At 63.0% G+C, this 24,116-nt stretch carries 18 protein-coding genes; 8 read left to right on the top strand and 10 right to left on the bottom strand.

Translation table 11 applies throughout. The annotated features are described in order from the left end of the window. The first annotated feature begins 25 nt into the window (after positions 1-25). The 5 genes from ACR9Y2_RS10790 to ACR9Y2_RS10770 all read left to right on the top strand — a co-directional run bounded on the left by ACR9Y2_RS10790 (position 26) and on the right by ACR9Y2_RS10770 (position 5,963). On the top strand, positions 26-1,327 hold the full coding sequence (locus tag ACR9Y2_RS10790) for an alpha-L-fucosidase (RefSeq protein WP_435041244.1): 1,302 nt from the start codon (positions 26-28) through the stop codon (positions 1,325-1,327). A gap of 108 nt (positions 1,328-1,435) precedes the next feature. Then, a complete protein-coding gene (locus ACR9Y2_RS10785) occupies positions 1,436-2,218 on the top strand; it encodes a TIGR03067 domain-containing protein (protein WP_435041243.1) in 783 nt (260 codons plus the stop codon). A 41-nt stretch (positions 2,219-2,259) separates the two neighbouring features. Next, positions 2,260-2,667: a VOC family protein gene (locus ACR9Y2_RS10780; RefSeq protein WP_435041242.1), complete on the top strand. Its 408-nt coding sequence runs from the start codon at positions 2,260-2,262 to the stop codon at positions 2,665-2,667. Positions 2,668-2,831: 164 nt separating this feature from the next. Next, positions 2,832-4,343, top strand: a complete 1,512-nt coding sequence (locus ACR9Y2_RS10775; protein WP_435041241.1) for a hypothetical protein — start codon at positions 2,832-2,834, stop codon at positions 4,341-4,343. 117 nt (positions 4,344-4,460) lie between these two features. Next, positions 4,461-5,963, top strand: coding sequence for a carboxypeptidase regulatory-like domain-containing protein (locus ACR9Y2_RS10770; protein WP_435041240.1), 1,503 nt, complete (start codon positions 4,461-4,463; stop codon positions 5,961-5,963). A gap of 12 nt (positions 5,964-5,975) precedes the next feature. Here ACR9Y2_RS10770 and ACR9Y2_RS10765 read toward each other — a convergent pair whose 3' ends face one another. From ACR9Y2_RS10765 to ACR9Y2_RS10750, 4 genes are all read right to left on the bottom strand, one after another. After that, positions 5,976-6,296: a hypothetical protein gene (locus ACR9Y2_RS10765; protein WP_435041239.1), complete on the bottom strand. Its 321-nt coding sequence runs from the start codon at positions 6,294-6,296 to the stop codon at positions 5,976-5,978. Between the two features lie 92 nt (positions 6,297-6,388). Further along, positions 6,389-7,267 carry a polysaccharide biosynthesis/export family protein gene (locus tag ACR9Y2_RS10760; RefSeq protein ID WP_435041238.1) on the bottom strand — a complete coding sequence of 293 codons (879 nt, stop codon included), beginning with the start codon at positions 7,265-7,267 and terminating at the stop codon, positions 6,389-6,391. A 219-nt stretch (positions 7,268-7,486) separates the two neighbouring features. Then, the gene (locus ACR9Y2_RS10755; protein WP_435041237.1) at positions 7,487-8,680 is read right to left on the bottom strand and encodes an O-antigen ligase family protein; all 1,194 of its coding nucleotides are present in this window, start codon (positions 8,678-8,680) and stop codon (positions 7,487-7,489) included. Continuing rightward, positions 8,677-9,810: a hypothetical protein gene (locus tag ACR9Y2_RS10750; RefSeq protein WP_435041236.1), complete on the bottom strand. Its 1,134-nt coding sequence runs from the start codon at positions 9,808-9,810 to the stop codon at positions 8,677-8,679. The genes ACR9Y2_RS10755 and ACR9Y2_RS10750 overlap by 4 nt, the downstream gene beginning before the upstream one ends. A gap of 276 nt (positions 9,811-10,086) precedes the next feature. Between ACR9Y2_RS10750 and ACR9Y2_RS10745 the strand changes: the two genes are divergently transcribed. Continuing rightward, positions 10,087-11,034: a hypothetical protein gene (locus ACR9Y2_RS10745; RefSeq protein ID WP_435041235.1), complete on the top strand. Its 948-nt coding sequence runs from the start codon at positions 10,087-10,089 to the stop codon at positions 11,032-11,034. Positions 11,035-11,110: 76 nt separating this feature from the next. Here the strand turns inward: ACR9Y2_RS10745 and ACR9Y2_RS10740 are convergent, their stop codons facing one another. Both ACR9Y2_RS10740 and gltB read right to left on the bottom strand, forming a co-directional pair. Then, positions 11,111-12,517, bottom strand: a complete 1,407-nt coding sequence (locus tag ACR9Y2_RS10740) for a glutamate synthase subunit beta (RefSeq protein ID WP_435041234.1) — start codon at positions 12,515-12,517, stop codon at positions 11,111-11,113. Positions 12,518-12,558: 41 nt separating this feature from the next. Then, positions 12,559-17,154, bottom strand: coding sequence for a glutamate synthase large subunit (gene gltB / locus ACR9Y2_RS10735; protein ID WP_435041233.1), 4,596 nt, complete (start codon positions 17,152-17,154; stop codon positions 12,559-12,561). A 109-nt stretch (positions 17,155-17,263) separates the two neighbouring features. Here gltB and ACR9Y2_RS10730 point away from each other — a divergent pair, with 109 nt between their 5' ends. Next, the gene (locus ACR9Y2_RS10730) at positions 17,264-18,154 is read left to right on the top strand and encodes a LysR family transcriptional regulator (RefSeq protein ID WP_435041232.1); all 891 of its coding nucleotides are present in this window, start codon (positions 17,264-17,266) and stop codon (positions 18,152-18,154) included. Positions 18,155-18,170: 16 nt separating this feature from the next. Here ACR9Y2_RS10730 and ACR9Y2_RS10725 read toward each other — a convergent pair whose 3' ends face one another. After that, positions 18,171-18,752 carry a hypothetical protein gene (locus tag ACR9Y2_RS10725; protein ID WP_435041230.1) on the bottom strand — a complete coding sequence of 194 codons (582 nt, stop codon included), beginning with the start codon at positions 18,750-18,752 and terminating at the stop codon, positions 18,171-18,173. Positions 18,753-18,759: 7 nt separating this feature from the next. Further along, on the bottom strand, positions 18,760-18,921 hold the full coding sequence (locus ACR9Y2_RS10720; protein ID WP_435041229.1) for a hypothetical protein: 162 nt from the start codon (positions 18,919-18,921) through the stop codon (positions 18,760-18,762). Positions 18,922-19,095: 174 nt separating this feature from the next. Here ACR9Y2_RS10720 and ACR9Y2_RS10715 point away from each other — a divergent pair, with 174 nt between their 5' ends. Continuing rightward, entirely contained in the window at positions 19,096-20,952 is a 1,857-nt protein-coding gene (locus ACR9Y2_RS10715; protein WP_435041227.1) for a sulfatase family protein, read from the top strand. Here the strand turns inward: ACR9Y2_RS10715 and ACR9Y2_RS10710 are convergent. Both ACR9Y2_RS10710 and ACR9Y2_RS10705 read right to left on the bottom strand, forming a co-directional pair. Beyond that, the gene (locus ACR9Y2_RS10710; protein WP_435041225.1) at positions 20,949-23,213 is read right to left on the bottom strand and encodes a beta-galactosidase; all 2,265 of its coding nucleotides are present in this window, start codon (positions 23,211-23,213) and stop codon (positions 20,949-20,951) included. The genes ACR9Y2_RS10715 and ACR9Y2_RS10710 overlap by 4 nt on opposite strands. Before the next feature lie 69 nt (positions 23,214-23,282). After that, positions 23,283-24,116, bottom strand: a complete 834-nt coding sequence (locus tag ACR9Y2_RS10705) for a tetratricopeptide repeat protein (protein ID WP_435041224.1) — start codon at positions 24,114-24,116, stop codon at positions 23,283-23,285.

Here is a 24,116-nt window from a genome sequence, read left to right as displayed (position 1 = left end):
CTAAAGGTGATAGGATGGCCGCGCCATGATTCACCCCGGATTCTCTCGCAGGCAATATCTGAAACTCGTTTCGGCCGCGCCGGCCGCCAGTGCGCTGGCCATGCAATCAACATCTGACACCGATCGTGAACGCCGCATGAAGTGGTGGCACGAGGCGCGCTTCGGGATGTTCATTCATTGGGGGCTGTACAGCGTACTGGGCCGCCACGAATGGGCGATGGAGCAGGAAGGAATTCCTGTCGGTGAGTATGAGAAGCTGGCCGGGCAGTTCAAGCCGAAGCCGGCTCCGGCGAAGGAATGGGCGGCGCTGGCGAAGAAGGCCGGCATGAAGTACATGGTGATGACGACGAAGCACCATGAGGGGTTCTGCCACTTCAATACGGCGACGACGAAGTATTGCGCTCCGAAGCAGGCCGCGGGGCGGGACCTGGTGAAGGAGTATGTGGACGCGGTGCGCGCGGAAGGGCTGCGCGTGGGGTTCTATTTCTCGCTGATGGACTGGCATCATCCGGACGGCGCGCGGTGTGTGAAGGACGAGCAGGCGCGGCGGCGGTTTGTGGACTACGTCCATACGCAGGCGCGGGAGCTGATGACGAACTACGGCAAGATCGATGTGCTGTGGTACGACGTGGCGTGGCCTTTGACGGCCGAAGGCTGGGAGAGCGAAAAGATGAACGCGATGGTGCGGAAGCTGCAGCCCGACATCATCATGAACAACCGCAGCAAGATTCCAGAGGATTTCGACACGCCGGAGCAGCGGATTGAGGCGTCGAAGGGCAGGAACTGGGAAGCGTGCATGACGATGAACGATTCCTGGGGATTTCACAAGGCGGACGACAACTGGAAGGGCCCGAAGGCCTGTGTGCGGAACCTGCTGACCTGCGCGCGGCAGGGCGGAAATTACCTGCTGAACATCGGGCCGATGGCCGATGGGTCGATTCCCGCGGAGAGCGTGAAGATCCTGACTGCGGTGGGCAACTGGACGGCGAAGAACGGGGCGGCGGTGTACGGGACGGATCCCTGTTCCGTGAGCCGGTCGAACTACATGAGCTTCACGCGGAAGGGGAATACGCTGTTCGCGAACGTGCACTTCTGGCCGGGGTCGGAAGTGGCGATCGGCGGGCTGCGGACGAAGGTGCTGTCGGCGAAGCTGCTGGCGACGGGGACCCCGGTGAAGTTCGAGCAGGAGGAGTTCCGGGTGAAGCTTACGGGGTTGCCGGCGGCGGCTCCGGATTCTCCGATTACCACCATTGCGGTGGAGTGCGATGGGGAGCCTAAGCAGGATATGAACAGGGTGCGCGAGGAGCGGCCCCGGCTGGGCGTTTAGGTTGGTGCTTGGGGGCCGTTCGCGTGTTCGAGAGCGGCCTCCCTCTTGAAATTGGGTAAATACCCAGGCATAGTGGTCGAACCCCACAGAATTCCGGGGTATCCCTATATGCCTCATGACCTCGATCGCTTGCAGGGTGTCTGGCTGATCACCTCACTTGAACTGGACGGCCAGCGGATGCCGGAGTCGCTGCACTCGGCTGCCAGGATCACCATCACGGGCGACCGCTTTGTCAGCACCGGGATGGGTGCTACCTATGCGGGCACCATGAAGGTTGACGAAGCCGGGACGCCTGCCTGTCTCGACATGCATTTCGACGCCGGTCCGGAGTCGGGCAACACCAACCTGGGGATCTACAGGATGGACGGCGAGACGTGGAAGTTGTGCCTGGCGACGCGCGGACAGGTGCGGCCGACCTCCTTCACCACCATGCCGGGCAGTGGAATTGCGCTGGAGACGTTTGCGAGAGATCGCACAGACGGGGCCACCGAGTCCACAATTGCGGTGGAGCCAAGTCCGGCGGAGAACCGGCCGGTGACGGAGCTGGACGGCGGATGGCGCATGGTGTCGGGCATCGTCGACGGGAAAGAGTTGGATCCAGCCACGGCCGGCTTCGTCAAGCGGGTGACGGAGGGCGGCAGGACCACGATTTCCGCGGGTCCGCAGGTGATGATGCAGTTTGAGTTCAGTACGGATGCCTCCGCTGTGCCGGCAGCGATCGACTATCGGCACGTCGCCGGCCCCATCAAAGGCAAGACCCAACTGGGGATCTATGTGCTCGAAGGCGGACTGCTGCGGGTTCACATGGCCGCGGTGGGCGGCGCCAGGCCAGTGGATTTCACGCCGCCGCCGGGCGGAAGAGCTTCGTATACGGTGTGGAAAAGGGCGTAGCGGGGCTGGAGACGAAAGTACATCTGTGAGGAGCAGCGCCGATGGATCCGCAAGTACAGTCCCAGGGAAGAACGTCGATTGCGCCGATGCTTTCGGTGCGGCGCGGAGCGCAGGCGATCGAGTTCTACAAAGCTGCTTTTGGAGCGGTGGATCTCTTCCGGATCGATGACGAAGCGGGGGCGGTGGTGGCGCAGCTCGCCGTAGGGGGCGCCGAATTCTGGGTCGCGGATGAATCGCCGGAGCACCGGAACTACAGTCCGGAGACGTTGGGGGGCGGGACCGTACGCATGGTGATGGTGGTGGAGGAGGATCCGGACGCGGCGTTCGAGCGGGCAGTAGCGGCGGGGGCGACGGTCGTGTGGCCAGTGAGCGATCAGCACGGCTGGCGGCTGGGCCGGGTGGTGGATCCGTTTGGGCATCACTGGGAGATCGGCAAGCGTTTGCGGTAGGGCGGAGGGACTTCCCGCGGAACGCCTACGCCGCTGACCGCACACGTCAGCAAGTACTCCTTGTCAGGATTGCGAGTCGGGCATAATCGAAGGGACCGGCGGCTTTGCTCACTGGAAGGAGGCATCGCTTGTTCCCCTCGTGGCACGCGATCTGGTGTAGCCCGATGCTGGCAGCCTGCCTGGCCGGTCCAGCCATCTCCGCCGAGCTGAGAATTTTGGTCATCGATCCGGACAAGGGGCAACCCGTCGCGGCCGTCTCACTGACGGTGAAGCGCATCCGCCCGCCGGCCGAATGGCGGTTGACCTGTGACGAGCAGGGCAAGGCAGGCATCCCGGAAGCCGCACCTGGCGACTATTGGATCTCTGTCGAGAAGGCGGGCTACCGTGACCCCACGGATCCAGGGGGACTCGGCCGGACGTTCGAGTTCAAGCCGGACCAGCCGCTGCCCCAAGTGCTGGTCCTGAGGCGGACCGCGGCGATGTCGGGCCGTGTTCTCCGCGAGGACGGACGGCCCATGGCGGGACTTGGTGTGTGGGCGCTGCCCATGGCGCCCGCCGACAAAGCGCCGGCCGGGACGCTGGAAGAGCCGGGTGCGGTGACGGACGACCAAGGCGCCTATCGCCTGCACGGCCTGCTGCCCGGAAACTACTTCATTGCCGTATTTCTGCGAGAGCAAGCCTTGACGGAGCAGGCCTCCGGCATCGTTTACTTCCCGGATAGCACCGGCCCCTATCACGCGCGGGCTGTCGGCTTGTCGCCCGGGGCCGAACTCACCTCCATTGACGTCCGTTTTCCGAAGTGGCGGGCCGCCACCGTGTCCGGCACAATCAGCGGGTTGCCTGATGCGTGGAACGGCCGCCGCGCGTTGATTGGCCTGATCCCTCACGACGGGCTTCGCCTGCCGGTGGCCACGACGGCAACCGGACCGGATGGCCGCTTCCGTTTGTCCGGCGCGCCGCCCGGCAAGTATCAACTGGTGGCGTTCGGTCCGGATGCGGGCAGCGGATTTGACTCGCCGCCGGATGATGCCGATGCGCGCTTCGCTGGGGCGGCGGTCCAACTGCAGGACGGGGAAGACTTGGTGCAGGACCTTACATTGACGCCAGGTTTCCCGATTGATGTGACCACCTCCGGCGCGGCCTCCTGTGCCGGAGCCGCCAAGCTGCAGATCCTCCCGCTGGTCAACTGGCCCGAGTGGTGGCGCTTCTCGCAACGCGAGGGGGAAGGCCGGACGACCTGGGAGAATGTTCCGCCCGGCGCTTATCTGTTCGACCTGCCAGACCTCGATACGGCCTGCACGTTCACAGGCTTGCAAACGGTTCAGGGAGGGAAGTTGCCGGCATCCATCATTATCAAATCCGCCATGACGCTGGCGGCCCGGATCAGCGCTTCAAACGGCACGGTCACGGGTAGCGTGGTGCGAAATCAGGAGCCGGCTCCTGGTTCGCCCATCGCTTTGTGGTATGCCGGCGGGCGGCCCTTTGGGCGGCAAACAGCCACGGATCCGCAAGGCAGTTTCCGCTTCGAGAAGTTGCCGGCTGGAGAGTACTGGATCACCGCACTGCCGCCGGAGGGCGTGTCACCGGTTCGGCCGGTGGCTCTGGTTCTCAGGCAATTCCGCCTGGCTCCGGGGCAGTCGATCCCGGTCGAGATCACTTTGAGAGGGGACAAGTGAGGCATGAGGAACCATGGACTTCTCTGCGTGCTTTGGGTGGGTGGATTGTGCGCGCAGTCGGCCCCGGAACCTTCCACTGCGTCAACGCCCGCAGCCCCGTGGCGACTGAGCGGGACGGTGAGAACCGAGTCCGAGCCGCTAAAGGGGGTGTATGTCCTCACCACCGGACCGGAGCAGCTTCGAGCGGTGCGGACGGATGGACAGGGCCGTTTCCAAATCAGCGGCACGACACCCGGCGTTTACCGGGTCCGGATGCAGAAACCGGAGGACGCCAGCGCGGCCCGGTCACGAACGGTCCGGCTTGCCCCGGGTGTGCGCATTGAGGGCTTCGACCTGATTGTGCCCAAAGGTGCGGTGATTGCCGGCAGGATTCGTGACCGGAGTGGCCAACCCGTGGCAGGCGTCCTGGTGGTGGCGTACGATCAGCCGCGTCCGCGCGCCGCATGGCGACTGGTGCAACAAGGCATTGGACGCAGCGACGACCGCGGGGAGTATCGAATTGCGCATCTGCCGGCAGGCGCGTACCTGGTGGCGGCAACCACTACGCTGGTGAAACAGCACAAACCCGAACTTCGCCCGGAGAAACCGCCGGCGGAGTTGCCGCCCGCCTATCCGCCCGTCACGTTTGCGCCCAGCGGACGAATTCCGGAGGCGGCCGCCGTGATTGAAGTAGCGGCTGGCCAGGAACGCCTCGGTGTGGATGTCGAGATGGAGAAGGTGCCGGTACACTGCGTGTTTGTCAGGCCCTCGGGCCCGGCAATGGACGCTGGCGAACCGGTCCAGGTTGGGCTTGGTCTCAACCTGTGGCTGGGGGCGAGAGGCCCGGGAGTAGGCTCCGGCCAGGTTACCCCGGGGAGCGACTGGCAGATCTGCGGGGTGCCGTCCGGAGAGTACATGCTCGACCTCGTCGGCTATGTCAAACGTAACTTCCGCGGGGTTGGGTTTGGCCAGGCGATGGTTCGCGTGGGCAAACAGCATGAGGACGCCGGAGAGGTGCAGGTTCTGGGGTTCCAGAGCCTGAAGGGCAGAGTGACGGTGCGCGGCGAAAAGAAGGGCCAACCCCTGCCGCCAGGAATCCGCCTTGTCCTGCAGTTACGCCAGCGGGACCTGCTATTCTCTGACACGCTGCAGGGCCTCGTGGCCGCCGATGGCGCTTTCGACCTCGCCAGGGTCTACCCGGGCACCTACGGCCTGCGGCTGGAGAACCTGCCGGCGGGGCACTACGTGACGAGGATGGAGCAAGGCGGCCTGGACATCCGGCAGGCTGGCGCGCGTCCCGATAGCGGGCCTGTGACGATTGAACTCGGCGCGGACGGCCCATCCCTGACAGGGCTTGTGTCGCTGGATGAAAAGGGAACGCCAGCGGCGGAGGCCAGCGTGTTCCTGGTGGCGGCGCGCGACGGCCGCGTCCTGGCCGCACAGAGCGACGAAGGCGGCCGGTACACCTTCGAAAACGACCTGGAGCCCGGGGAGTACAAGCTTGTGGCCGTAGCCGGGCTGCCGGAAGCTCAACGCACCGGCGAGCAGGCCGCGCTGCGCGTGCTCGCCGGTGCGGTCAGTATTCGATTGCCCGCGGGGGCACAAAGCGTCCGGGACCTGATCGCGGCCCGCAACCAGTAGCGCCTCGAACCATCAAGGCGCCGGGGGACGCGTCAGGAAGTGGAAAAACACCAGGACGGCGGCCAAAACAAAAAGGGCGATTGCGACCAGGCGTCCCAGGCGGCCGTCTTGCTTGCGGCGCCAACGGGCAAAACCACCGCCGCGTTTGGCGTTGCCTTTGCCGCCTACGGACGGGCCGCCTTCGTAAAACCGGTGCCGGCATTCGTGGCAACGGTAAGGAGTCTGGAACAGGATTACACCAAACCAGTCGCGGAGTTTTCTGACGTGCGCCAGGCGCACCTGTGTACCGCCGCAGGCTGGACAGTGGATCAAAGGGCCGGAGTCTTCAATCAAGGTCAGTTATCCCCAAGGGAGTGGTATTTGAATGCACACAGGGATCAAGCCGTGCCTGGCTGATTGGGCCTGGATCCCTGCTTACTGCGCCGTTACCGCTTCCAAATCAGGACACCGGACGCCGTAGCCATGCCGAACGCGACCACTTTCTCGGTCGTGCCCACCCATCGCTTGCGGCCTACATCTTCCGGTACATACAGCGTGTCTTCCGGTTCCAACGCAAAATCCACTGCTTTGCGTTGCATGATTTTTGACAGTTCTACCTGGATCTCGGCCTTTCCACCTTCATTATCCGCCTTCCTATATACATAGGCGAATTTCTGAGGAAACGGCGAAAGTCCTTCCGAAAGGGCGAGCGCCTTCAGAACGGTCATCTGGTTGTCTTCCTTGACGGGAAATGCGCCCGGCTTCTTAACGTTGCCGGTCACGAAGATCTTCCGCGCTTCGGGTACACGGATCTCTTCGCCGCCATGCAAAACCAGGTTCATCTCGGGCTTAGCGTTGTCGATGAGGTCGCGTACGAGGAACCTCTGTACTAACTGCTTTTCTTCGCCGGGTTCGCCGGTTGGCGAGGAAATCAGGATTTCGGGGCCTGCCAGTTCGGAAAGGCCCTCGGCGCGGGAGATGGCGTCGAGCAGGGTGACCCGCCCCACAGCCTGGAAGGTCGTCGGCTTTTTCACTGCACCGACCACGGAAACCGGACGGCTGGCATATTCCGCCACCGTCACCATTACGACAGGCTTAACGAGCAAACCTTCCTTGACGAGAATTTCAGCAATGGCATTTTCCAGGGCGGATGGCATCAATCCCTGGGCTTGAATTCGATCGGACACCATGGGGAGCCGGATGTAGCCTTCGGCACCGACGCGGACGGTACGGGTGAGTTCCGGCGCGTCATATACGGAAATGGCGAGCAGATCGTTTGGCCCGATTTTCTGGCCGGGCAGGTTCGCCAGGCCCGCATCGGTCATCGGACTCTGCGACGACCCGGGACGGGGCTGCTGCGCGCTCACGACGGAGCCAGCCAAGAGAATCGCAATCAGGCATGCAACGAGCGGGATCCGCTTCATACCTATAGAGTGCGCGCACGGCGCATTTATCGTCAAGAAAGTACGTGTGTCCCCAAAAAAAGAAGGGCGAACAAATTCCAGGGCGATTTTGCGGTTGGCAACTTACGGCCCGACGGTTGTTCAGGATTGTGGAGCGTGCCTGTTGCGTTCTCCGGCGGCCGCGAGGACGGCGGTACACCACAAAAAGGTGTGGAATGCAGGGAGTTGATGGAAGGGGTAGTCGATGGCGGCGTGGACAGCGACCACCAGGAAGCCTATGCCCCAGACAGAGAGGATGAGCCGCCGGAGGAGCAGGCCGAACGCGGCGACGACCGCGGCCAGGAAGGGGAGGCCACCGTCGGCGGTCCACTGTAGCCAGTCGCAGTGGGCCTGGTTCACGACCACTCCTATATCAAAGGTGGCGAACTGAGGATAGACCAGGGGCCAAGTGCCCAGGCCGAAGCCGGTCCAGGGCCGCAGCCGGATCATCTCGAGGGTCGAGTGCATGATAGGCCAGCGGAAATCCTGGGCCGGGTCCAAGCCGGTCAGCCGCTGCCAGAAGAAGTCCCAGCCGGCCAGGAAGCCCCAGAGGACCACCATTGCGCCGGCCTGGCCGGCAACGAGGAGCGCACCGCGGCCCGAGATCGCCTTGCGCCGCCACCCGGCCAGCAGGACCAGGGCGATCTCCGCCAATAAGAAGGATGCTCCGGAGCGCGACGCACCGGCAACGACTCCGGCGGCCATGACGGCTCCGGCGGTGAGATACAGCGGAGCGCGGCGCCGGTCGATCAGGGCCCGCCAAAGAGTGAGGGGAAAGACTAGTTCGACGAATTGGGCGTACTTATTCCGGTAGACGAAGGGGCCAAGGACATCGGAGTCGTAACCGGTGTCGAAGATCCAGAATGCTTTGCCTTGGCTGGTGAAGACCTGGAGGACGGACACGACCGTGAGGATGGCGGCGAAGGCGAGCAAGGCGGTCCGCAAGGATTGCTGGAAAGCGGGGTCCGGCATGGCCTGGAGGAGAAGAAACACGGAGAGGAAAGTCACGGTCCAGCCAATGGTCGATTCCACAGTGAACCACGGCAGCACGGTGAGCCCGGCGATCACCTGAACGGCCCCGATGATGGGCAGTAATGCCAGTGGAATGAGCACTTTATCCCAGCGGAACGGGCCTTTGAGCCAAGCGTTCATCCAAAGCCAGATGAGGGAGAGCAGCAAGACACCGCCCTGGAATAGTGCCACCGCCCAGCGTTCACGCACCCATAATGTCGAGATGCCAAAGGCGAGCAGCGCCGCCAGGGTCCAGGCGGTGATGCGAGTGGCTTTGGTGATCACTTCGCACCTCCGGCCCTGAATTGCAGGGCACGCAAGCGCAGTTCCCCTTCCACCCGCGGCTGTCCATTCACTCGGACGATTTCCAGCGACAACCGGCGCAACCCGCTGGCGGGTGGGACGTTCCAGGTAATGGAAGCCGGCTGCCAATCTTCCGTAAGTACCAGATCCTGCACGGCATCGGCGCCGCCTAGCTTCCACCGGAGACCGGCTTTGGGCTGAGAGAAGCCGCGCGTTTCGTATTCAAACGCCAGGGTCCATTCGTTGGCGGCGCGCAGGTATAGATTCTGGGCGAGCAGTTCCGCGAACTCGGGTTGCGTGCCCGAGAACGTGAACTTGATGCCATTGTCAGGTACGCCGCGCAGGGTTTCGACCCCGGCCACCGCGGGGATTTGCCAGTCGAAGGCTGGCGGACGCAGGGGCGGCCTCAGGTCCGGATTGACGAGTGGTTGGGCCGCTGTGCCCGCGGCGTATGGCAACAAGTGGGCGGAGTCGAGCAGGGTCCACAAGCGCCATGCCGGGTCCGGTTGGTCGGCGGCGATCAGGGCTGTAATTGCGGCGGCAACAGTTTCTACCTTCTCTATCGGCCGTGTGCCGGAAATCTGAGCCGATTTCAGGTAAGCCGCTGCTGCCAATTCGAGCGAATCCGGCTCTTTTTGGCGTACCAGAAAGTACACGAACGCACCACGAGCGGCCGGAGTGGGGGGAATAATGGACTGGAGCAAATCGGCGTTGGAGGCCCCGGAATTGCGGCAAAGGAGGAAGAGGGCGCTGGGGTCTGCGTAGGAGCGGAGCATGGCTTCGCGAGCCCAGCGGAACGTCTGGGATGCCTGGTTGTGGCGCGCGTAGAAGTTGGCGAGCGACCAGCGCGGCAGCCAAAGGTGATTGTATTGTTCGGCTTGCAGCAGCAGATGTTCGGCTTCCGGCGTGGAGCCGCTGAGCTCCGCCGCAATCGCCGCCTGAGTGAGGGAGAGGTCGCGGCGCGGGTTCACGGTGATTGCCTGACGCCAGGCTTCGAGAGAGGGCTGGCCGTCGTCCTCGAGTTTCTGGGCCAGGCGGATGAGGTGGAGATCGTTGAGGGGATCGATCGCGGAGGCGGCGCGCATTTCCTCGGGCGTTCGCGCCTTATTCATGAGATTTTCGGCTGAGTAGCGGCACCAGAGTGTAAGCAGGCAGAAGCTGATGCAAATTGTTCCTAAGACAGCAGCCAGTATTTGCCGAAGAGTGGAAACGGGACTTGAAGTGGAATCGGCCATGGCAACCGGTGGATTACGCAGCGCGGTAAGCTCACCGCGATTCTATCACTTCAAGCGGGCGTAACTAGTTGAGACGGAAGATATTTATGCGGCAGTTTCTCCTTGCAAGCCAGGCACGTTTTCAGTAGGCTGGTGAGGGGGATTCGGTCGCGGTTGAATCTAGCAACGAAGGGCTGGAGTGAAGTGACGAGATACAACAAGAAGTTCATCCTTTTCGCCGTGCTTTCAATGACTTTCCTGCTTACGGCGCAGGCTGGCAACAATGTCATCGGCATGGCCGTGTCGAATGGACAGATGCAGGTCGACCGTTCCTCGGTGACCGGCAATGCCAATTTGGTGGAGGGATCGAGTGTGAAGACGAGTGCGGACCCCAGCCGCATTCAGTTGAGCAATGGCAGCCGCGCTACGATAGCCGCGAACAGCGAAGCGCAGGTCTTTGCCGATCGACTCGTGCTGCAGAAGGGTTCGAGCCTTGTTGCTTCCCCCTCGTATCGCTTGCAGACCAATGGGTTTGAAGTGAGCCCGGCCGTCAATGGCGCCCAGGCACAAGTGGCGCTGAAGGGCGGAGTGGTGAACGTGACCGCAGTGAACGGAACAGTGAAGGTTCGTTCCGTGGAAGGTGTCATGCTCGCCAGCGTCAAGCCCGGGACTGCGCTGGAACTCACGCCGGGTAGCGGCGGCGGCAACTCTACCTCGACGATGACCGGCACTGTGCGCCTGGAGAGCGGGAAGTTCCTGCTGACAGACAAGATCACCAATCTTGACGTCGAACTACGTGGGAGCAATTTGCAGGGTGAGCTCGGCCGAACGGTCGAGGTCTCGGGCAAAGCGACGCCCACGTCGAATCGCGATAGCCAGATCCTGGAAGTGGCCAGCCTAAACAGGCTGGAAGAGCCTGGCCAGAGCGGCGGGGCGCGGCCCACGTCCGGTGCGGATGGAAAGCCTGAGAAGAAACCGGCCGGCGGCGCCAGCGGCGGTGGCAGCGGAAGCGGCGGCGGCTCCGGAACTGGCATGAGCCATGGGGCGAAGGTCGCGCTGATCGTGGCTGTTGTGGGCGGCGGAGCCGGTGCAGGCATCGCCTTCGCGACAATGTCCCGCTAGCCAACCTCAATTCCCTGAATAGCAAAGCCCCTGGCCTCACGGCGCAGGGGCTTTGGTTTTCCGGTCGGATTCGCGACTACTCTTTGAGGTATTCGCCGATGCCTTCGGCCGCTTTGCGCCCTTCGGCCATAGCCCACACGACCAGCGACTGGCCGCGACGCATGTCGCCGGCAGTGAACACGCCGGGGACGGAGGTCATGTAGTTTTCGTCGGCCTTCACATTGCCCCGGTTATCGAGCTCGACTCCGAGTTGTTCGATGAGTCCGTTTTTGACAGGCCCGACGAAGCCCATGGCCAGGAGTACGAGGTCGGCCGCGAATTCTTCTTCGGAGCCGGGGATGGGTTCGAACTTCGGAGCGGGACCAACCTTGACTGCTTTGAGAGCCCGAACGTTGCCATCGGCATCGCCGACGAATTCGGTGGTCAGGATGGCCCAATGGCGCTGTCCGCCCTCTTCGTGGGAAGACTCTTCGCGCATCATGAGGGGCCAGAGAGGCCAGGGGGTGGAGCCGGCGCGTTCAGCGGGCGGCATCGGCATGATTTCAAACTGACGGATGGACTTGGCTTTGTGGCGGTGGGAAGTTCCCAGGCAATCGGCTCCAGTGTCGCCGCCGCCGATGATGATCACGTTCTTGCCTTCGGCGGAGATCCAGTTTTCTTCCGGGACGGTATCGCCGGCGTTCCGCTTGTTGTTGAGCGGCAGGTACTCCATGGCGAAGTGGATGCCCTTCAACTGGCGGCCGGGGACTTTCAGGTCGCGGGGTGCCTCGGCTCCACCGGCGAGCAGTACCGCGTGGAACTCCTTGCGGAGATCCTTGACGCTGATGTCCACACCGATGTGGGCGTTGGTTTTGAACGTCACACCTTCCGCCTTCATCTGTTCCATGCGGCGGTCGATGTGGTGTTTCTCCATCTTGAAATCGGGGATTCCATAGCGGAGGAGGCCACCGATGCGGTCGGCCTTTTCAAAGACGGTGACGAGGTGGCCAGCACGCGCCAGTTGCTGGGCGGCGGCGAGTCCGGCGGGACCGGAGCCGACAACGGCTACGCGTTTGCCGGTGCGTTCGGTGGGGGTTTCGGGCTTGATCCAGCCTTCCTGCCAGGCATGGTCGATGATGGCGCGCTCGATGGTTTTGATGGAGACCGGCGGCTCGTTGATGCCGAGGACGCAGGCGGCTTCGCACGGCGCGGGGCAGATGCGAGAGGTGAACTCGGGGAAGTTGTTCGTGGCGTGCAGAGCACGAATGGCTTCCTTCCAGCGGCCGCGGTAGGCGAGATCGTTCCAATCGGGAATCAGGTTGGTGAGCGGGCAACCGGTGTGGCAGAAGGGGACGCCGCAGTCCATGCAGCGCGCGCCTTGCAGCTTGGTTTTGTCTTCCGGAAGCGGCTGATAGACCTCGAACCAATCGTTCATGCGTTCGGCGACGGGCCGGCGGCCAATCGTTTCACGCTGGAACTCCAAGAAACCGGTCACTTTACCCACGGGGCGCCTCCAGGCAGCAGATTTGATCGGGGCACACTGTCTTACGCACGGGCCACCTCCGAAGGGTTGGGCTCGACGGGACGCCGGAGTGTGACTTTCGGCATGTCCGCGGTGCGCGGCGCACCCATCACCCGTTTGTACTCATGTGGGAAGACTTTAACGAACTTAGGCAGCATGGCGTACCAGTTATCGAGGATCCACTTCGCGCGCGGGGAGCCGGTGAGCTCGGAATGCTTTTCGACGAGGTGGCGCACCATGTCGACGTCGTGCGACTCAGTCATGGGATCGATGTCGACGCTCGCCGTGTTGCAGAGGCGCGAGCGGAAATCGCCATTCATATCAAGAACATAGGCGATGCCGCCGGACATGCCGGCAGCGAAGTTCTTGCCAGTCTTGCCGAGGACGACGACGAGCCCCTTGGTCATGTATTCGCAGCCGTGATCACCGACGCCTTCGACAACAGCGGTGGCGCCGGAGTTGCGGACCGCGAAGCGTTCGCCGGCCATGCCGTTGAAGAAGGCTTCGCCGGTGGTGGCGCCGTAGAGGACCACATTTCCGATGAGGATATTGTCCTCGGGAATGAAGGTGGAGTTGCGCGGCGGGTAGACCACGATGCGGCCGCCGGACAGGCCTTTGCCGACGTAGTCGTTGGCGTCGCCTTCCAGGGTGAGGGTCACGCCGTTGGCGAGGAAGGCGCCGAAGCTCTGGCCGGCCGAGCCGGTGAAGTTGAACTTGATGGTGTCGTCAGGAAGTCCGGCGGAGCCGTATTTCTTGGCGATGGCACCGGAGAGCATAGCGCCGACGGTACGGTGGACGTTTTTGACGGGCAGTTTGAACTCGACGGGCGTGCCGTGGTCGATGGCGTCGGCGGCATGCTCAATGAGCTTGTAGTCGAGGGCTTCTTCGATGCCGTGATCCTGCTTGGTGGTGCAGCGGCGGGCGACACGGCTGGGGGCGGGCGGGTTGTAGAAGATCGACGAGAGGTCGATGCCCTTGGCTTTCCAGTGGTCGAGGGCCTGACGCATTTCGAGGCGGTCGACGCGGCCGACCATCTCATCGACAGTGCGGAAGCCGAGGCGGGCCATGATCTGGCGCATCTCTTCGGCGATGAAGAAGAAGAAGTTAATGACCGCCTCGGGTGTGCCGGTGAACTTCGCGCGCAGTTTGGGGTCCTGGGTGGCGATGCCGACGGGGCAGGTATTGAGGTGGCACTTGCGCATCATGATGCAGCCCATGGCGATGAGCGGCATGGTGGAGAAGCCGAACTCCTCGGCGCCCAGAAGGGCAGCGATGGCGACATCGCGGCCGGTCTGGAGCTTGCCGTCGGTCTGCACGCGGATGCGGGAGCGCAGGTCGTTCATGACCAGCACCTGTTGGGTTTCGGCGAGGCCCAGTTCCCAGGGGGCGCCGGCATGTTTGATGGATGTCAGCGGGCTGGCGCCGGTGCCGCCCGTGTCACCGGAGATGAGGACGACGTCGGCGTGCGCTTTGGAGACGCCGGCGGCGACGGTGCCGACCCCGACTTCGGCGACAAGTTTCACTGAGATGCGGGCTTCCGGATTGACGTTCTTGAGGTCGTAGATGAGCTGGGCCAGATCCTCAATGGAGTAAATGTCGTGGTGCGGCGGCGGGGAGATGAGGCCGACGCCGGGCGTGGAGTGGCGGACGCGGGCGATCACCTCGTCCACCTTGTGGCCGGGCAACTGGCCACCTTCACCGGGCTTGGCGCCCTGGGCGATCTTGATCTGGAGTTCGTCGGCGTTGACGAGGTAGTTGGCGGTGACGCCGAAGCGGCCGGAGGCCACCTGCTTGATGGCGGAACGGCGCCAATCGCCATTGGCATCGGGCAGGAAGCGGGCTTCGTCCTCGCCGCCTTCACCGGTATTGGATTTACCGCCCATGCGGTTCATGGCGATGGCGAGCGTTTCGTGCGCCTCGCGGGAGATGGAGCCGTAGCTCATGGCGCCGGAGGCGAAGCGCTTGACGATTTCGGCGGCCGGTTCGACGGCATCGATGGGCAGTGGCTGAGAGGCCCATTTGAACTGCATGAGCCCACGGAGGGTGGCCAACTGCTTGTTCTGGCCGTTGATATGGTCGGCGTACTCCTGATAGTTGGCGTAGCTGTTGTTGTTGACGGCGTGCTGCAACTTGGAGACGGTGATCGAGTTGATGAGGTGGTATTCGCCGCGGGTGCGCACGTGATAGGCGCCGCCGACATCCAGTTCGGTCTCAGAATCGGAGAGCGGCGTGAAGGCGAATTTGTGTTTGCGGTTGGCCTCTTCCGAGATGACGTCGAGGCCGATGCCTTCGATGCGCGAGGAGGTGCCGGTGAAGTACTTGTCGATGAGCGACTTGCTGAGGCCGACGGCCTCAAAGACCTGGGCGCCGCGATAGCTCTGCAAGGTGGAGATGCCCATCTTGGAGAAGATTTTGAGCAGCCCCTTGTTGATGGCTTTCTTGTAATGTTTGAGGGCCTTCTCGAAGGTGATGCCGGGCGGCAGATAGCCGCGCTTGTCGAGGTTTTCGAGGGTCTCGATCGCGAGATAGGGGTTGACCGCCGAGGCACCGTAGCCGATGAGCAGGGCGAAATGCATCGTCTCGCGGGGCTCGCCGGACTCGATGATGAGGCAGACCTGGGTGCGGGTGCCTTCGCGCACGAGGTGGTTATGGACGGCGCTGAGGGCGAGCAGAGAGGGGATGGGCGCGAGTTCCTCGTCCACGCCGCGATCGGAGAGGATCAGCACGGTATAGCCGTTCTTGATCGCGAGTGAGGCGCGGCGGCAGAGGCCGCTGAGGGCGCGTTCGAGCTCCTTGCCTCCGCCTTCCACGCGGTAGAGCATGGGCAAGGTGGTCGCCAGGAACTCGCCCCAGCTGACGCGGCGGAGTTTCTCGAGGTCGTAGTTCGTGAGGATGGGGTGGTCGAGGCGCAGGGTGTGGGCGTGTTGCGGCGTCTCGGCGAGGATGTTGCGCTCGGTGCCGATGTAGGACGTGAGCGACATGACGAGCTCTTCGCGGATGGGGTCGATGGGCGGATTGGTGACCTGGGCGAAGAGCTGTTTGAAGTAGTGGAACAGGGGCTGCGGCTTGTCGGAGAGGCAGGCGAGGGGCGTATCGGTACCCATGGAGCCCACGGGTTCCTGGCCCTGTTCGGCCATCGGGATGAGGATCTTGCTGAGGTCCTCTTCGGTATAGCCGAAGGCGCGCTGGCGCATGAGGACGGTGTCGTGATCCGCTTCGTGGACGCGAGCCGGGGCGGGCAGGCTGTCGAGGCGAATTTGCTGATCCTCGATCCACTTGCCGTAGGGTTGGCGCTCCCACAAGCTGCGCTTGATCTCTTCGTCGGGGACGATGCGGCCCTGGGTAGTGTCGACGAAGAGCATTTTGCCGGGCTGGAGGCGGCCTTTGTACTCCACATCTTCCGGCTTAACGGGCAGGACGCCGGTCTCGGAGGAGACGATGAGCAGGCCATCCTTGGTGACCATATAGCGGGCCGGGCGGAGGCCGTTCCGGTCGAGGGTGGCGCCGACGACGCGGCCGTCAGTGAACGCGACGGCGGCGGGGCCATCCCAAGGCTCCATCAGGGACGCGTGGTATTCGTAGAACGCCCGTTTGTCGGGGTTCATGGTGGTGTCGGCATCCCAGGCTTCGGGGATGAGCATCGCCATGACGTGCGGCAGGGAGCGGCCTGCCAGGGTGAGCAGTTCCACGACGTTGTCGAGGGTGGCGGAGTCTGAACCGCCGGGCTGGACCACGGGCAGCAGTTTCTTGATGTCAGGCCCAAACAGCGGCGATTCGAGGATGGGCTGGCGGGCGGCCATCCAGGCGGCGTTGCCGCGCACAGTGTTGATTTCCCCGTTGTGGCAGATGTAGCGGAACGGGTGGGCCAGTTGCCAGGTGGGGAACGTGTTGGTGGAGAAGCGCTGGTGCACCATGCAGAGCGCGCTCATGCAGGTGGGGTCGGACAGATCGCTGTAGAAGCGGGAGATCTGCGGCGCGAGCAGGAGTCCTTTATAGATGATGGTGCGGGAGGAGAGCGAAGGGATGCTGAAGAAGCCCTTATCGCGAACATCCTCGGACTCGGCAATTTCCTTCTCAATGCGCTTGCGGACGACGTAGAGTTTGCGTTCGAGGTCGTCCTGGCTCATGCCGGAGGCACGGCGGATGAAGATCTGCTCGATGTAAGGCTGGGAGGCGCGGGCGACGCGGCCGATGGCTTCGATATCGATTGGCGTATCGCGCCAACCGAGAAACTCGAGGCCTTCCTCGCGCACGATGCGCTCGATAATGCCTTCGCAGAGGAGGCGCTGTTGTGGTTCGACAGGCAGGAAAACGAGGCCTGCGCCATATTCCCCGGGCGCGGGCAGAGTGAAGCCGAGGCCGGCGCACTCTTTGAGGAAGAATTCGTGCGGGATCTGGATGAGAACGCCCGCGCCATCGCCGGTATCCGGATCGCAGCCACATGCGCCACGGTGGGTCAGATTCAATAGGATCTGAATACCTTTGAGGATGATATCGTGGGACTTAACACCTTTGATGTTGACTACGAAGCCGATACCGCAGGCATCGTGTTCGTTCCTGGGATCGTAGAGACCGGCGGGCGCCGGTAATCCGGTGGGTTGATAGTCTTCGGGCTGCATGGTGGCGTGATCCTGCTTCTTCGGGGAAGTTTTTTAAGTATAAGCCCTACCGCTGTATCAGTCAAAATTAAAATATGGCTGTTGCGTTATCAGGACTACTTATGCTAGGATGGCGCGAGTGGATCTGACGCAACTCCAACTTTTCAAAGACATTGTGCAGACGCGGAGCATCAGCCGGGGCGCGCTGCAGAATGGTGTTACCCAATCAGCCGCGAGTCAAACGGTGCAGGAATTGGAGCGCTGTCTGGGCACGATGCTGCTGGACCGGTCGCGGCGTCCGCTGGAGGTTTTGCCACCGGGGCGATTGCTGTACGATTTTGCGCGGGACGTTCTGCGGCGAAACCAGGATTTTCTGGTGACGCTGGAGGAGTTGAAGGGTGGAGCGGGCGGCACAGTGCGGGTAGCGGCGATCTACTCAGTGGGGATCAGCGACATGTCGCGGCTGGAAGAGGAATTCTACCGGCGGCTGCCGGCGGCGCAGTTGGAGGTCAGCTACCTGAGGCCGGAGAAGGTCTACCAGGCGGTGTTGGACGAGAGGGTGGATCTGGGGCTGCTGAGCTATCCGGAAGCGACACGCGATGTGATTGTCCTGCCCTGGCGGGAGGAGCCGATGGTGGTGACGTGCGCACCGGACCATCCGCTGGCGCGTGCGAGCAAGGTGCATCCCAGCGATCTGGAGAATACGGAATTCATTGGCTTTGACGAGGATCTGCCGATCAGCCGGGATATTGACCGGTTCCTGCGGGAGCGCGGGGTGCGGGTTCACGTTGTGATGCGGTTCGACAATATCCAGAGCATGAAAGAGGCACTGCGCCTGGGCCATGCGGTGTCGATTCTGCCGTCGCCTATGTTGCGGGAGGAAGTGGCGGAAGGGCGTTTGAGTACGGTGCCGCTGGACTGTACGTTGAACCGGCCGTTGGGGATCATTCACCGGCGGCGGAAGACGTTCCCGCGGGCGGCGCAGGTGTTCTTGGATTTGTTGCGGGATCCGGCGGCCTGATTCAGGAGGAGCGGGATTAGGGCCGGCTCTGATCGACAGGCACCCGAAACACGCCTTTGATGCACGACTGATTGCACACCGCAATCTGAATATGCGTTTTCTCTAGGAAGCCAGCGCCTGGATAGGCGGGGCCGCCCTCAGTGAAGACGCCTTTGATCGTGTCTGGCGCCGGGAGTCTGCGGTCCGCAAGGATCGAATGGAGCCGTCTAACAACCGCGCAGTCGAGGTTGCGGCGCAGCTGATCGGAACTGTTTGCAGACAGCGGCACTCCAGCGGCGAGGCTGACCTCAACTAGACTTTTGTAAGCGATGCGCATCCAATCCACCCCACTGGAGGTGGTGAGGTCCAGACAGAGGCCCAACTCGACAACGGCGCCTACGACGAATGGCTCGTTGATGGAGGACAGCTTTCGCTTTGAAGATTCGTGAGCAAACTCAAGACCGCGCCGTGGGTTCGCTTCCCAGAAGTAGATGCCCGGACCGAGCCAGTCGTACTCATTGTTGCTCGGCTCGAACGGAGCGCCCTTCAGGAGGCTCTCTCCAACCTGACGGTCACAGCCGTGATAGCCGAGGACAAAGGAGGATGCGAGGCGATGCACTCGAGAACTACCGGTAGCGCTTGGTCAGCTTCCCCGACTTGGTGGCGATGCCTTCCTTAACGAGAACCGCAAGAGCAGCCTCCCGGGAGACAGTGGCGGATTTTGTGAAGGCCTGTGCCGCTTTGCGGAAATGCTCGACGGCCTCCGGCGTGTTCAGATCAGTCGGCATACCGTTCTTTGCAGCGCGTGATGTTGCACTGATTGTCTTCACTCTCTGAATATAGCACCGGCACGCAGAGGGCCTGACGACGGCACAAAGCCGAGCTGACCACGCAGCCCCCACTCGTTGTTTCCGCCCTACCGAAGCGATAGGTTTGTAGGCATCGCCATGACGCATATGCCTTTGACTCGACGCGCTTTTGCGGCTTCCGCCGGTTCCCTGGTGACGGCACGGGCTGCGGATTCGTCCCGGCCGAATATTCTTTGGGTCACCTGTGAGGATATGGGGCCGCACCTGCACGCTTGCGGGGACGCCTACTCGGTCACACCCAATCTCGACAAACTGGCGGCTCGCGGGTCGATTTACATGAATGCGTGGTCGAATGCTCCGGTGTGCGCTCCGGCGCGGACCACCATCATTTCGGGGGTGTATCCGCCCTCGACGGGATCAGAGCATATGCGATCCCAGACGAAGATGCCTGCCGGGTGGAAGATGTTCCCGGGGTATCTGCGGGACGCGGGCTACTACTGCTCCAACAACGTTAAGGAAGACTATAACCTCGAGAAACCTCCGGGCACATGGGACGAATCGAGCAAGCAGGGTCATTGGCGGAAGCGGGCTTCCGGGCAGCCGTTCTTCTCGGTGTTCAACCTGGAGATTACGCATGAGAGCCAGATCCGGAAGCGGCCGCACACGCTGGTACACGATCCGGCGAAGGCACGCATCCCGGCTTATCATCCAGACACACCCGAGGTGCGGCACGATTGGGCGCAGTATTACGACAACATCACGACAATGGATGGGCAGGCGGGCCGCATCCTGGCGGACCTGCAGAGTGATGGGCTGGCCGACGACACGATCGTGGTCTTCTTTGGAGATCACGGGTCGGGCATGCCGCGCAACAAGCGGTGGCCGTACAACTCGGGGCTGAACGTATCGATTGTCGCCTCGATTCCGGAGAAGTGGAAAGCGCTGGCTCCGAAGGACTACTCGGTGGGCGGCAAGAGCAGCCGGCTCGTGAGCTTTGTGGACCTGGCTCCGACGATGCTCAGCCTGGCGGGACTGCCGGCGCAGCCGTTTCACCAGGGGCAGGCGTTCATGGGGCGGCACGAGAAGGCTCCGCGGCAGTACAGCTTTGGGTTCCGGGGCCGGATGGACGAGCGGTATGACTGCGTGCGATCGGTGCGGAACGACCGGTATGTGTACGTACGGAACTACATGCCGCACAAAATCTACGGGCAGCACCTGGCGTATATGTGGGACACGCCGACGACTCCGGTGTGGGAGCGGCTATACAAGGAAGACAAGCTGAACGCCGCCCAGAAGAAGTTCTGGGAAAAGAAGCCGGCCGAGGAGTTGTTCGATCTGAGGTCGGATCCGGACGAGGTGAAGAATCTAGTGGATTCGGCGGAGCACCGGCCGGTTCTGGAGAAGCTGCGGGCAGAGCATGTGGCGCACGAGCGGTGGATCCGCGATGTGGGGCTGCTGCCGGAAGACGAGATGCACGGGCGGGCTCGGGGCGGGGCTCCGTATGAGATGGGACGCGACGAGAAGAGGTATCCGGCGGAGAGAGTGCTGGCGGCGGCACAACTGGCTTCGTCGATGAAGACGGGGGTGACAGCGGAACTGCTGGCGCTGATGAAGGACTCCGATTCGGTGGTGCGTTATTGGGGCGCTTTGGGTGTATTGATGCAGGGGGCGGACGAGGCGCAGGCCGCGCGTGCTGGATTGCTGGGGCTGCGGGATGGAGCGGCTCCGGCGGCCGCGATTGTGGCGTCGGAGGCGTTGGGACAGTACGGGACGGCGGAGGAGTTGCAGGCATCGCTGACGCTGTTGATCCGGCTGTCGGATTACGAGAAGAACGGGGCGTACGTGGCGATGCAGGCGCTGAATGCGATAACGGCGTTGGGCCGGAAGGCGGCTCCATTGAAGGAGCAGATCAGGGCATTGCCGGCGGCGGCTGCTGATCCGGCGGCTCGCGGCCGGGCTGACAATTTCCAGAAGCTAAAGGGCTACCTATTGGACGAGGTCCTGGCTTAGGGCCGGGGCGAGAGTTTGAGGACTCGGACGGCGTTGGGTTCCAGGCGAACCGGGAATTCGACCGACTGCGGCGCGGTTTGCAGAGCTACCAGGCTCGCGTCGATCAGGTCTATCGCTTGGAATGCACCGGCGGGCATGCGGAGGCGGATCGTAGACTCTACGGGCTTGGCGGAGTGGTTGAAGACGAAGACGAGGCGGTCGACTCCGGATTCGAGGGTGTGGACTTCCAGATTCGCGGCCTGGATGGGGCGGGCGACGCCGCTCCACACGAGCAGGCTGTCGAAGAAGTTCGCAGCGGCCGCCGTTGGGCTGCTTTGGTAGGCAGCGCTGAGATAGGAGCCGAGCATCAACGTTTTGCCACGGCCGAAGGTGGAGGCGATGGCGGCGGGGTCGCCGTTCGCGAAGCGAGCCACGGTGCGGGCGGCAGGGTTTAGCGGCTCCAGGGATTCCTCATACCAGGTGCCAGGCAGTTCGTCTCCAGGCTTGAGTCCGGGGAAGGTGGTATCGTCCCAGCGGAGCGTGGTTCGGCCTTTGGCGCCGGTCTGAATGGCCACTTCGCGACAGCCCATCAGCTCCCAGAGGCCCATGCCGGGAATACGGTCGGAGGCTTTGCCGGATTCGTTCATCCAGCCGAGACGGGCTTCGGCGACAAGCGTTCCACCGGCGGCGACATATTCACGGAGGAGCTTTGCGGGGGCTTCCGGCATCATCAGCGGGTAAGGGAAGAAGACCAGTTTGTACTGGCGGAGCTTTTCAGGCGAGAGATGGGCGATGTGGATGTAGTCGACGGAGACGTTGGTGGGGAAGAGGGCACGGTGGATGCCGAGGAGGGAGTCGCGCTCGATGCCGGCGACTTCACCCTGGGGTCCCCCATAGACGGCGGCGCGCTGCCGGCCTCCGACGAAGTGGGCAAGCGGGTTGTAGATGATGGCGACCTCGGCCAAGGGCGGGCGGGCATCGAGGAAGAGCTTCTGATTGCGGTCGATGACACGGGCGATGGCTCCGGCCTCGCGGGTTCGTTCGGTAATTGTGCCATCGAGCTGATTGAGGCCGAAGCCGCCGGATTCGTAGCCTGAGCTCATGGGGTACCAGGCGTAGTAATTGATGGCTTTGGCTCCGCGGGCGAGGGCGGACCAGGTCCAGATACGGAGGTCGGCGGGGGTGACGGTGGGGCTGACGTTGAGGGCGATTGTGCCGAAGCCGCCCTGGAGTTCACCGATCCAGAAGCCCTTGCGGCCGGCGTCGTAGCCGAAGGACCGGGTGAAGTCGAGGAGGGCGGCGCGCCAGGGGACATCGCGATCGATGAAAGCGGAGTGCTTGGGGTAGAAGGATGTGCCGTAGAAGTCGACCTGGGGCGCCATGGACCAGTCGTCGGACTGGCCTTCCCAGTGGTGGGGCGAGGCGAAGAGGCCGACTCCGGCAGCGTGGCTGGTGGCGAGGCGATCGGGGGCTGCTTGTTTGACGGCATCGGCGCGGTCGTGGAGATCTTCGCCGAGTTTGTCGACGATGAACGCCTTCCAATCGATGTAGTCGGTGAAGGAGAGGATGGTGCTCATGCGGCCGGGCTCGACCTGATCCCAGGAGCGGTAGCCACGGTACCAGGCGGCGTTCAGCCGCTCAAGCGAGCCGTATTTGTTCTGGAGCCAGGCGCGGAAGCGGGCCAGAGTATTGGGACAGTAACAGAACTCGGGTTTATCGATGAAGACGGGGGTAGCCCAGTTGATGACGTGGGGTTCGCTCCAGAGATCGAAGCCGAGGAAGGCGGGGCTGCGTTTGAGGTGGTTGGCGAGAGCAGTGTAGAAGACGCGGTCGGCGGCGCGGATGCCGGCATGGTCGCGGCAATAGCCTGGGGAAGTTTCCGATTGGACGACCTGGCCTCCGGCGGAGACGAAGCGGGCGGCGGGGTATTTGTCGCCGAGCCACTGCGGGGCGGAGTCCATATAGACCTGGACGAGGAGGTGGAGCCCTTCCTCCTGGGCGAGTTCGAGAAGGACGTCGAGGGTCTCGAAATTGTACTTCTTTTCTTCGGGCTCACCGGTGGCCCAGTCGATCCAGGCGCGGAGTGTGTTGAAGCCCTGTGCTTTGATCTGGCGGACGTCTTGGCGCCAGAGCTCCTTTTTGGCGCGGGCTCCGGATTCGAGCATGGGTGCGCGCGCTTTGCCGCCGCCATACCAGACCGAGACGGGAAAGAACGGCTGGGGCTGGGCCTGGACGATGACGGCGGCCAGGAGCAGGGCGAGCGTAGAGACGAACCGGCACATAGGGACCTCAGGGCGCGGAATTTGCGGCGGCAGCCCAGATCCAGAGTTTACGTGAACCGGAGGCGGTTGTCAGACGGCGCTGCAGCAGCAGCCAGTCAGGGTGATGGTGTTGGGCAGGGTGGGGGAACTCACGTTTTGAGTCCTGAGTTGAAGAGAGGCGGAAGCGGCGCGGAGGACGATGCGCCGGGGCCGGGCCTTGGCTTCGGACTCTATGGCGGACTGGAGCTGAAGGAGTACGGCTTCGGCCGCGACAGTGTCGGGATGGGCGTCGCCGAGCAGGGTGCGGCGCATCTCCCAGGACTGGCGCGCAGGCGTGAGTCCTTCCTGGAAGCGGCCTCGGGACCACTGGAGGGAGGCCAGGTGGTAACACATGGCGGCGGTGAGGGCGTTCACTTCACCGAAGGCCCGGGAAGCAAAGAGAATCGCGAGGCCGTAGAAGCAGGCGGCTTGTTCCAGATTGCCGGCGAGTTTGTAGTTCTGAGCCAGGTTGTTGCAGGCCGTGACTAGCTGATCGGGGACGTCGCGGTTGGCTTCGGCCACGGTGAAGACGCGCTGGAAACACACCTCGGCCTGGCGATAGCGGCCCAACTGCCGGAGGGCGACGCCGTGCAGAGTGAGGGTCTCGAACAACAGGTTGTCCCGCAGCGGGCGCGGTGTCGATTCGCCGAGTTCGTCCAGGATCTCCTCGGCGCGTTCGGCGCATTCGAGGGCTTCGGTCCATTCCTGACGGCGATCGAGAATCCAGCCGAGGCGGCAGAGCGCGCTGACGACGTCGGTATGAACAGGGCAAAACTCCTCGAGGATGAGGAGGGATTCGCGGCAGAGCTCCTCGGCCTCATCCAACTGGCCTTCGACGAGGTGCTGGCGAACGGACTGGCGGAGTGCCTTGTGGATGCGATTCAT

Origin of the sequence: Paludibaculum fermentans (assembly GCF_051172195.1) — a bacterium.
Lineage (GTDB): Bacteria > Acidobacteriota > Terriglobia > Bryobacterales > Bryobacteraceae > Paludibaculum > Paludibaculum fermentans_A.
The sequence above is the reverse complement of the archived record's forward strand: the minus strand, read 5'-3'. Positions and strand labels throughout refer to the sequence as shown.

Coding starts and splice junctions, on each gene's coding strand:
- ACR9Y2_RS10790 (WP_435041244.1), top strand. CDS start 26: ATGATTCACCCCGGATTCTCTCGCAGGCAATATCTGAAACTCGTTTCG.
- ACR9Y2_RS10785 (WP_435041243.1), top strand. CDS start 1,436: ATGCCTCATGACCTCGATCGCTTGCAGGGTGTCTGGCTGATCACCTCA.
- ACR9Y2_RS10780 (WP_435041242.1), top strand. CDS start 2,260: ATGGATCCGCAAGTACAGTCCCAGGGAAGAACGTCGATTGCGCCGATG.
- ACR9Y2_RS10775 (WP_435041241.1), top strand. CDS start 2,832: ATGCTGGCAGCCTGCCTGGCCGGTCCAGCCATCTCCGCCGAGCTGAGA.
- ACR9Y2_RS10760 (WP_435041238.1), bottom strand. CDS start 7,267: ATGACCGATGCGGGCCTGGCGAACCTGCCCGGCCAGAAAATCGGGCCA.
- ACR9Y2_RS10750 (WP_435041236.1), bottom strand. CDS start 9,810: ATGAATAAGGCGCGAACGCCCGAGGAAATGCGCGCCGCCTCCGCGATC.
- gltB (WP_435041233.1), bottom strand. CDS start 17,154: ATGCAGCCCGAAGACTATCAACCCACCGGATTACCGGCGCCCGCCGGT.
- ACR9Y2_RS10730 (WP_435041232.1), top strand. CDS start 17,264: ATGGCGCGAGTGGATCTGACGCAACTCCAACTTTTCAAAGACATTGTG.
- ACR9Y2_RS10720 (WP_435041229.1), bottom strand. CDS start 18,921: ATGCCGACTGATCTGAACACGCCGGAGGCCGTCGAGCATTTCCGCAAA.
- ACR9Y2_RS10710 (WP_435041225.1), bottom strand. CDS start 23,213: ATGTGCCGGTTCGTCTCTACGCTCGCCCTGCTCCTGGCCGCCGTCATC.
- ACR9Y2_RS10705 (WP_435041224.1), bottom strand. CDS start 24,116: ATGAATCGCATCCACAAGGCACTCCGCCAGTCCGTTCGCCAGCACCTC.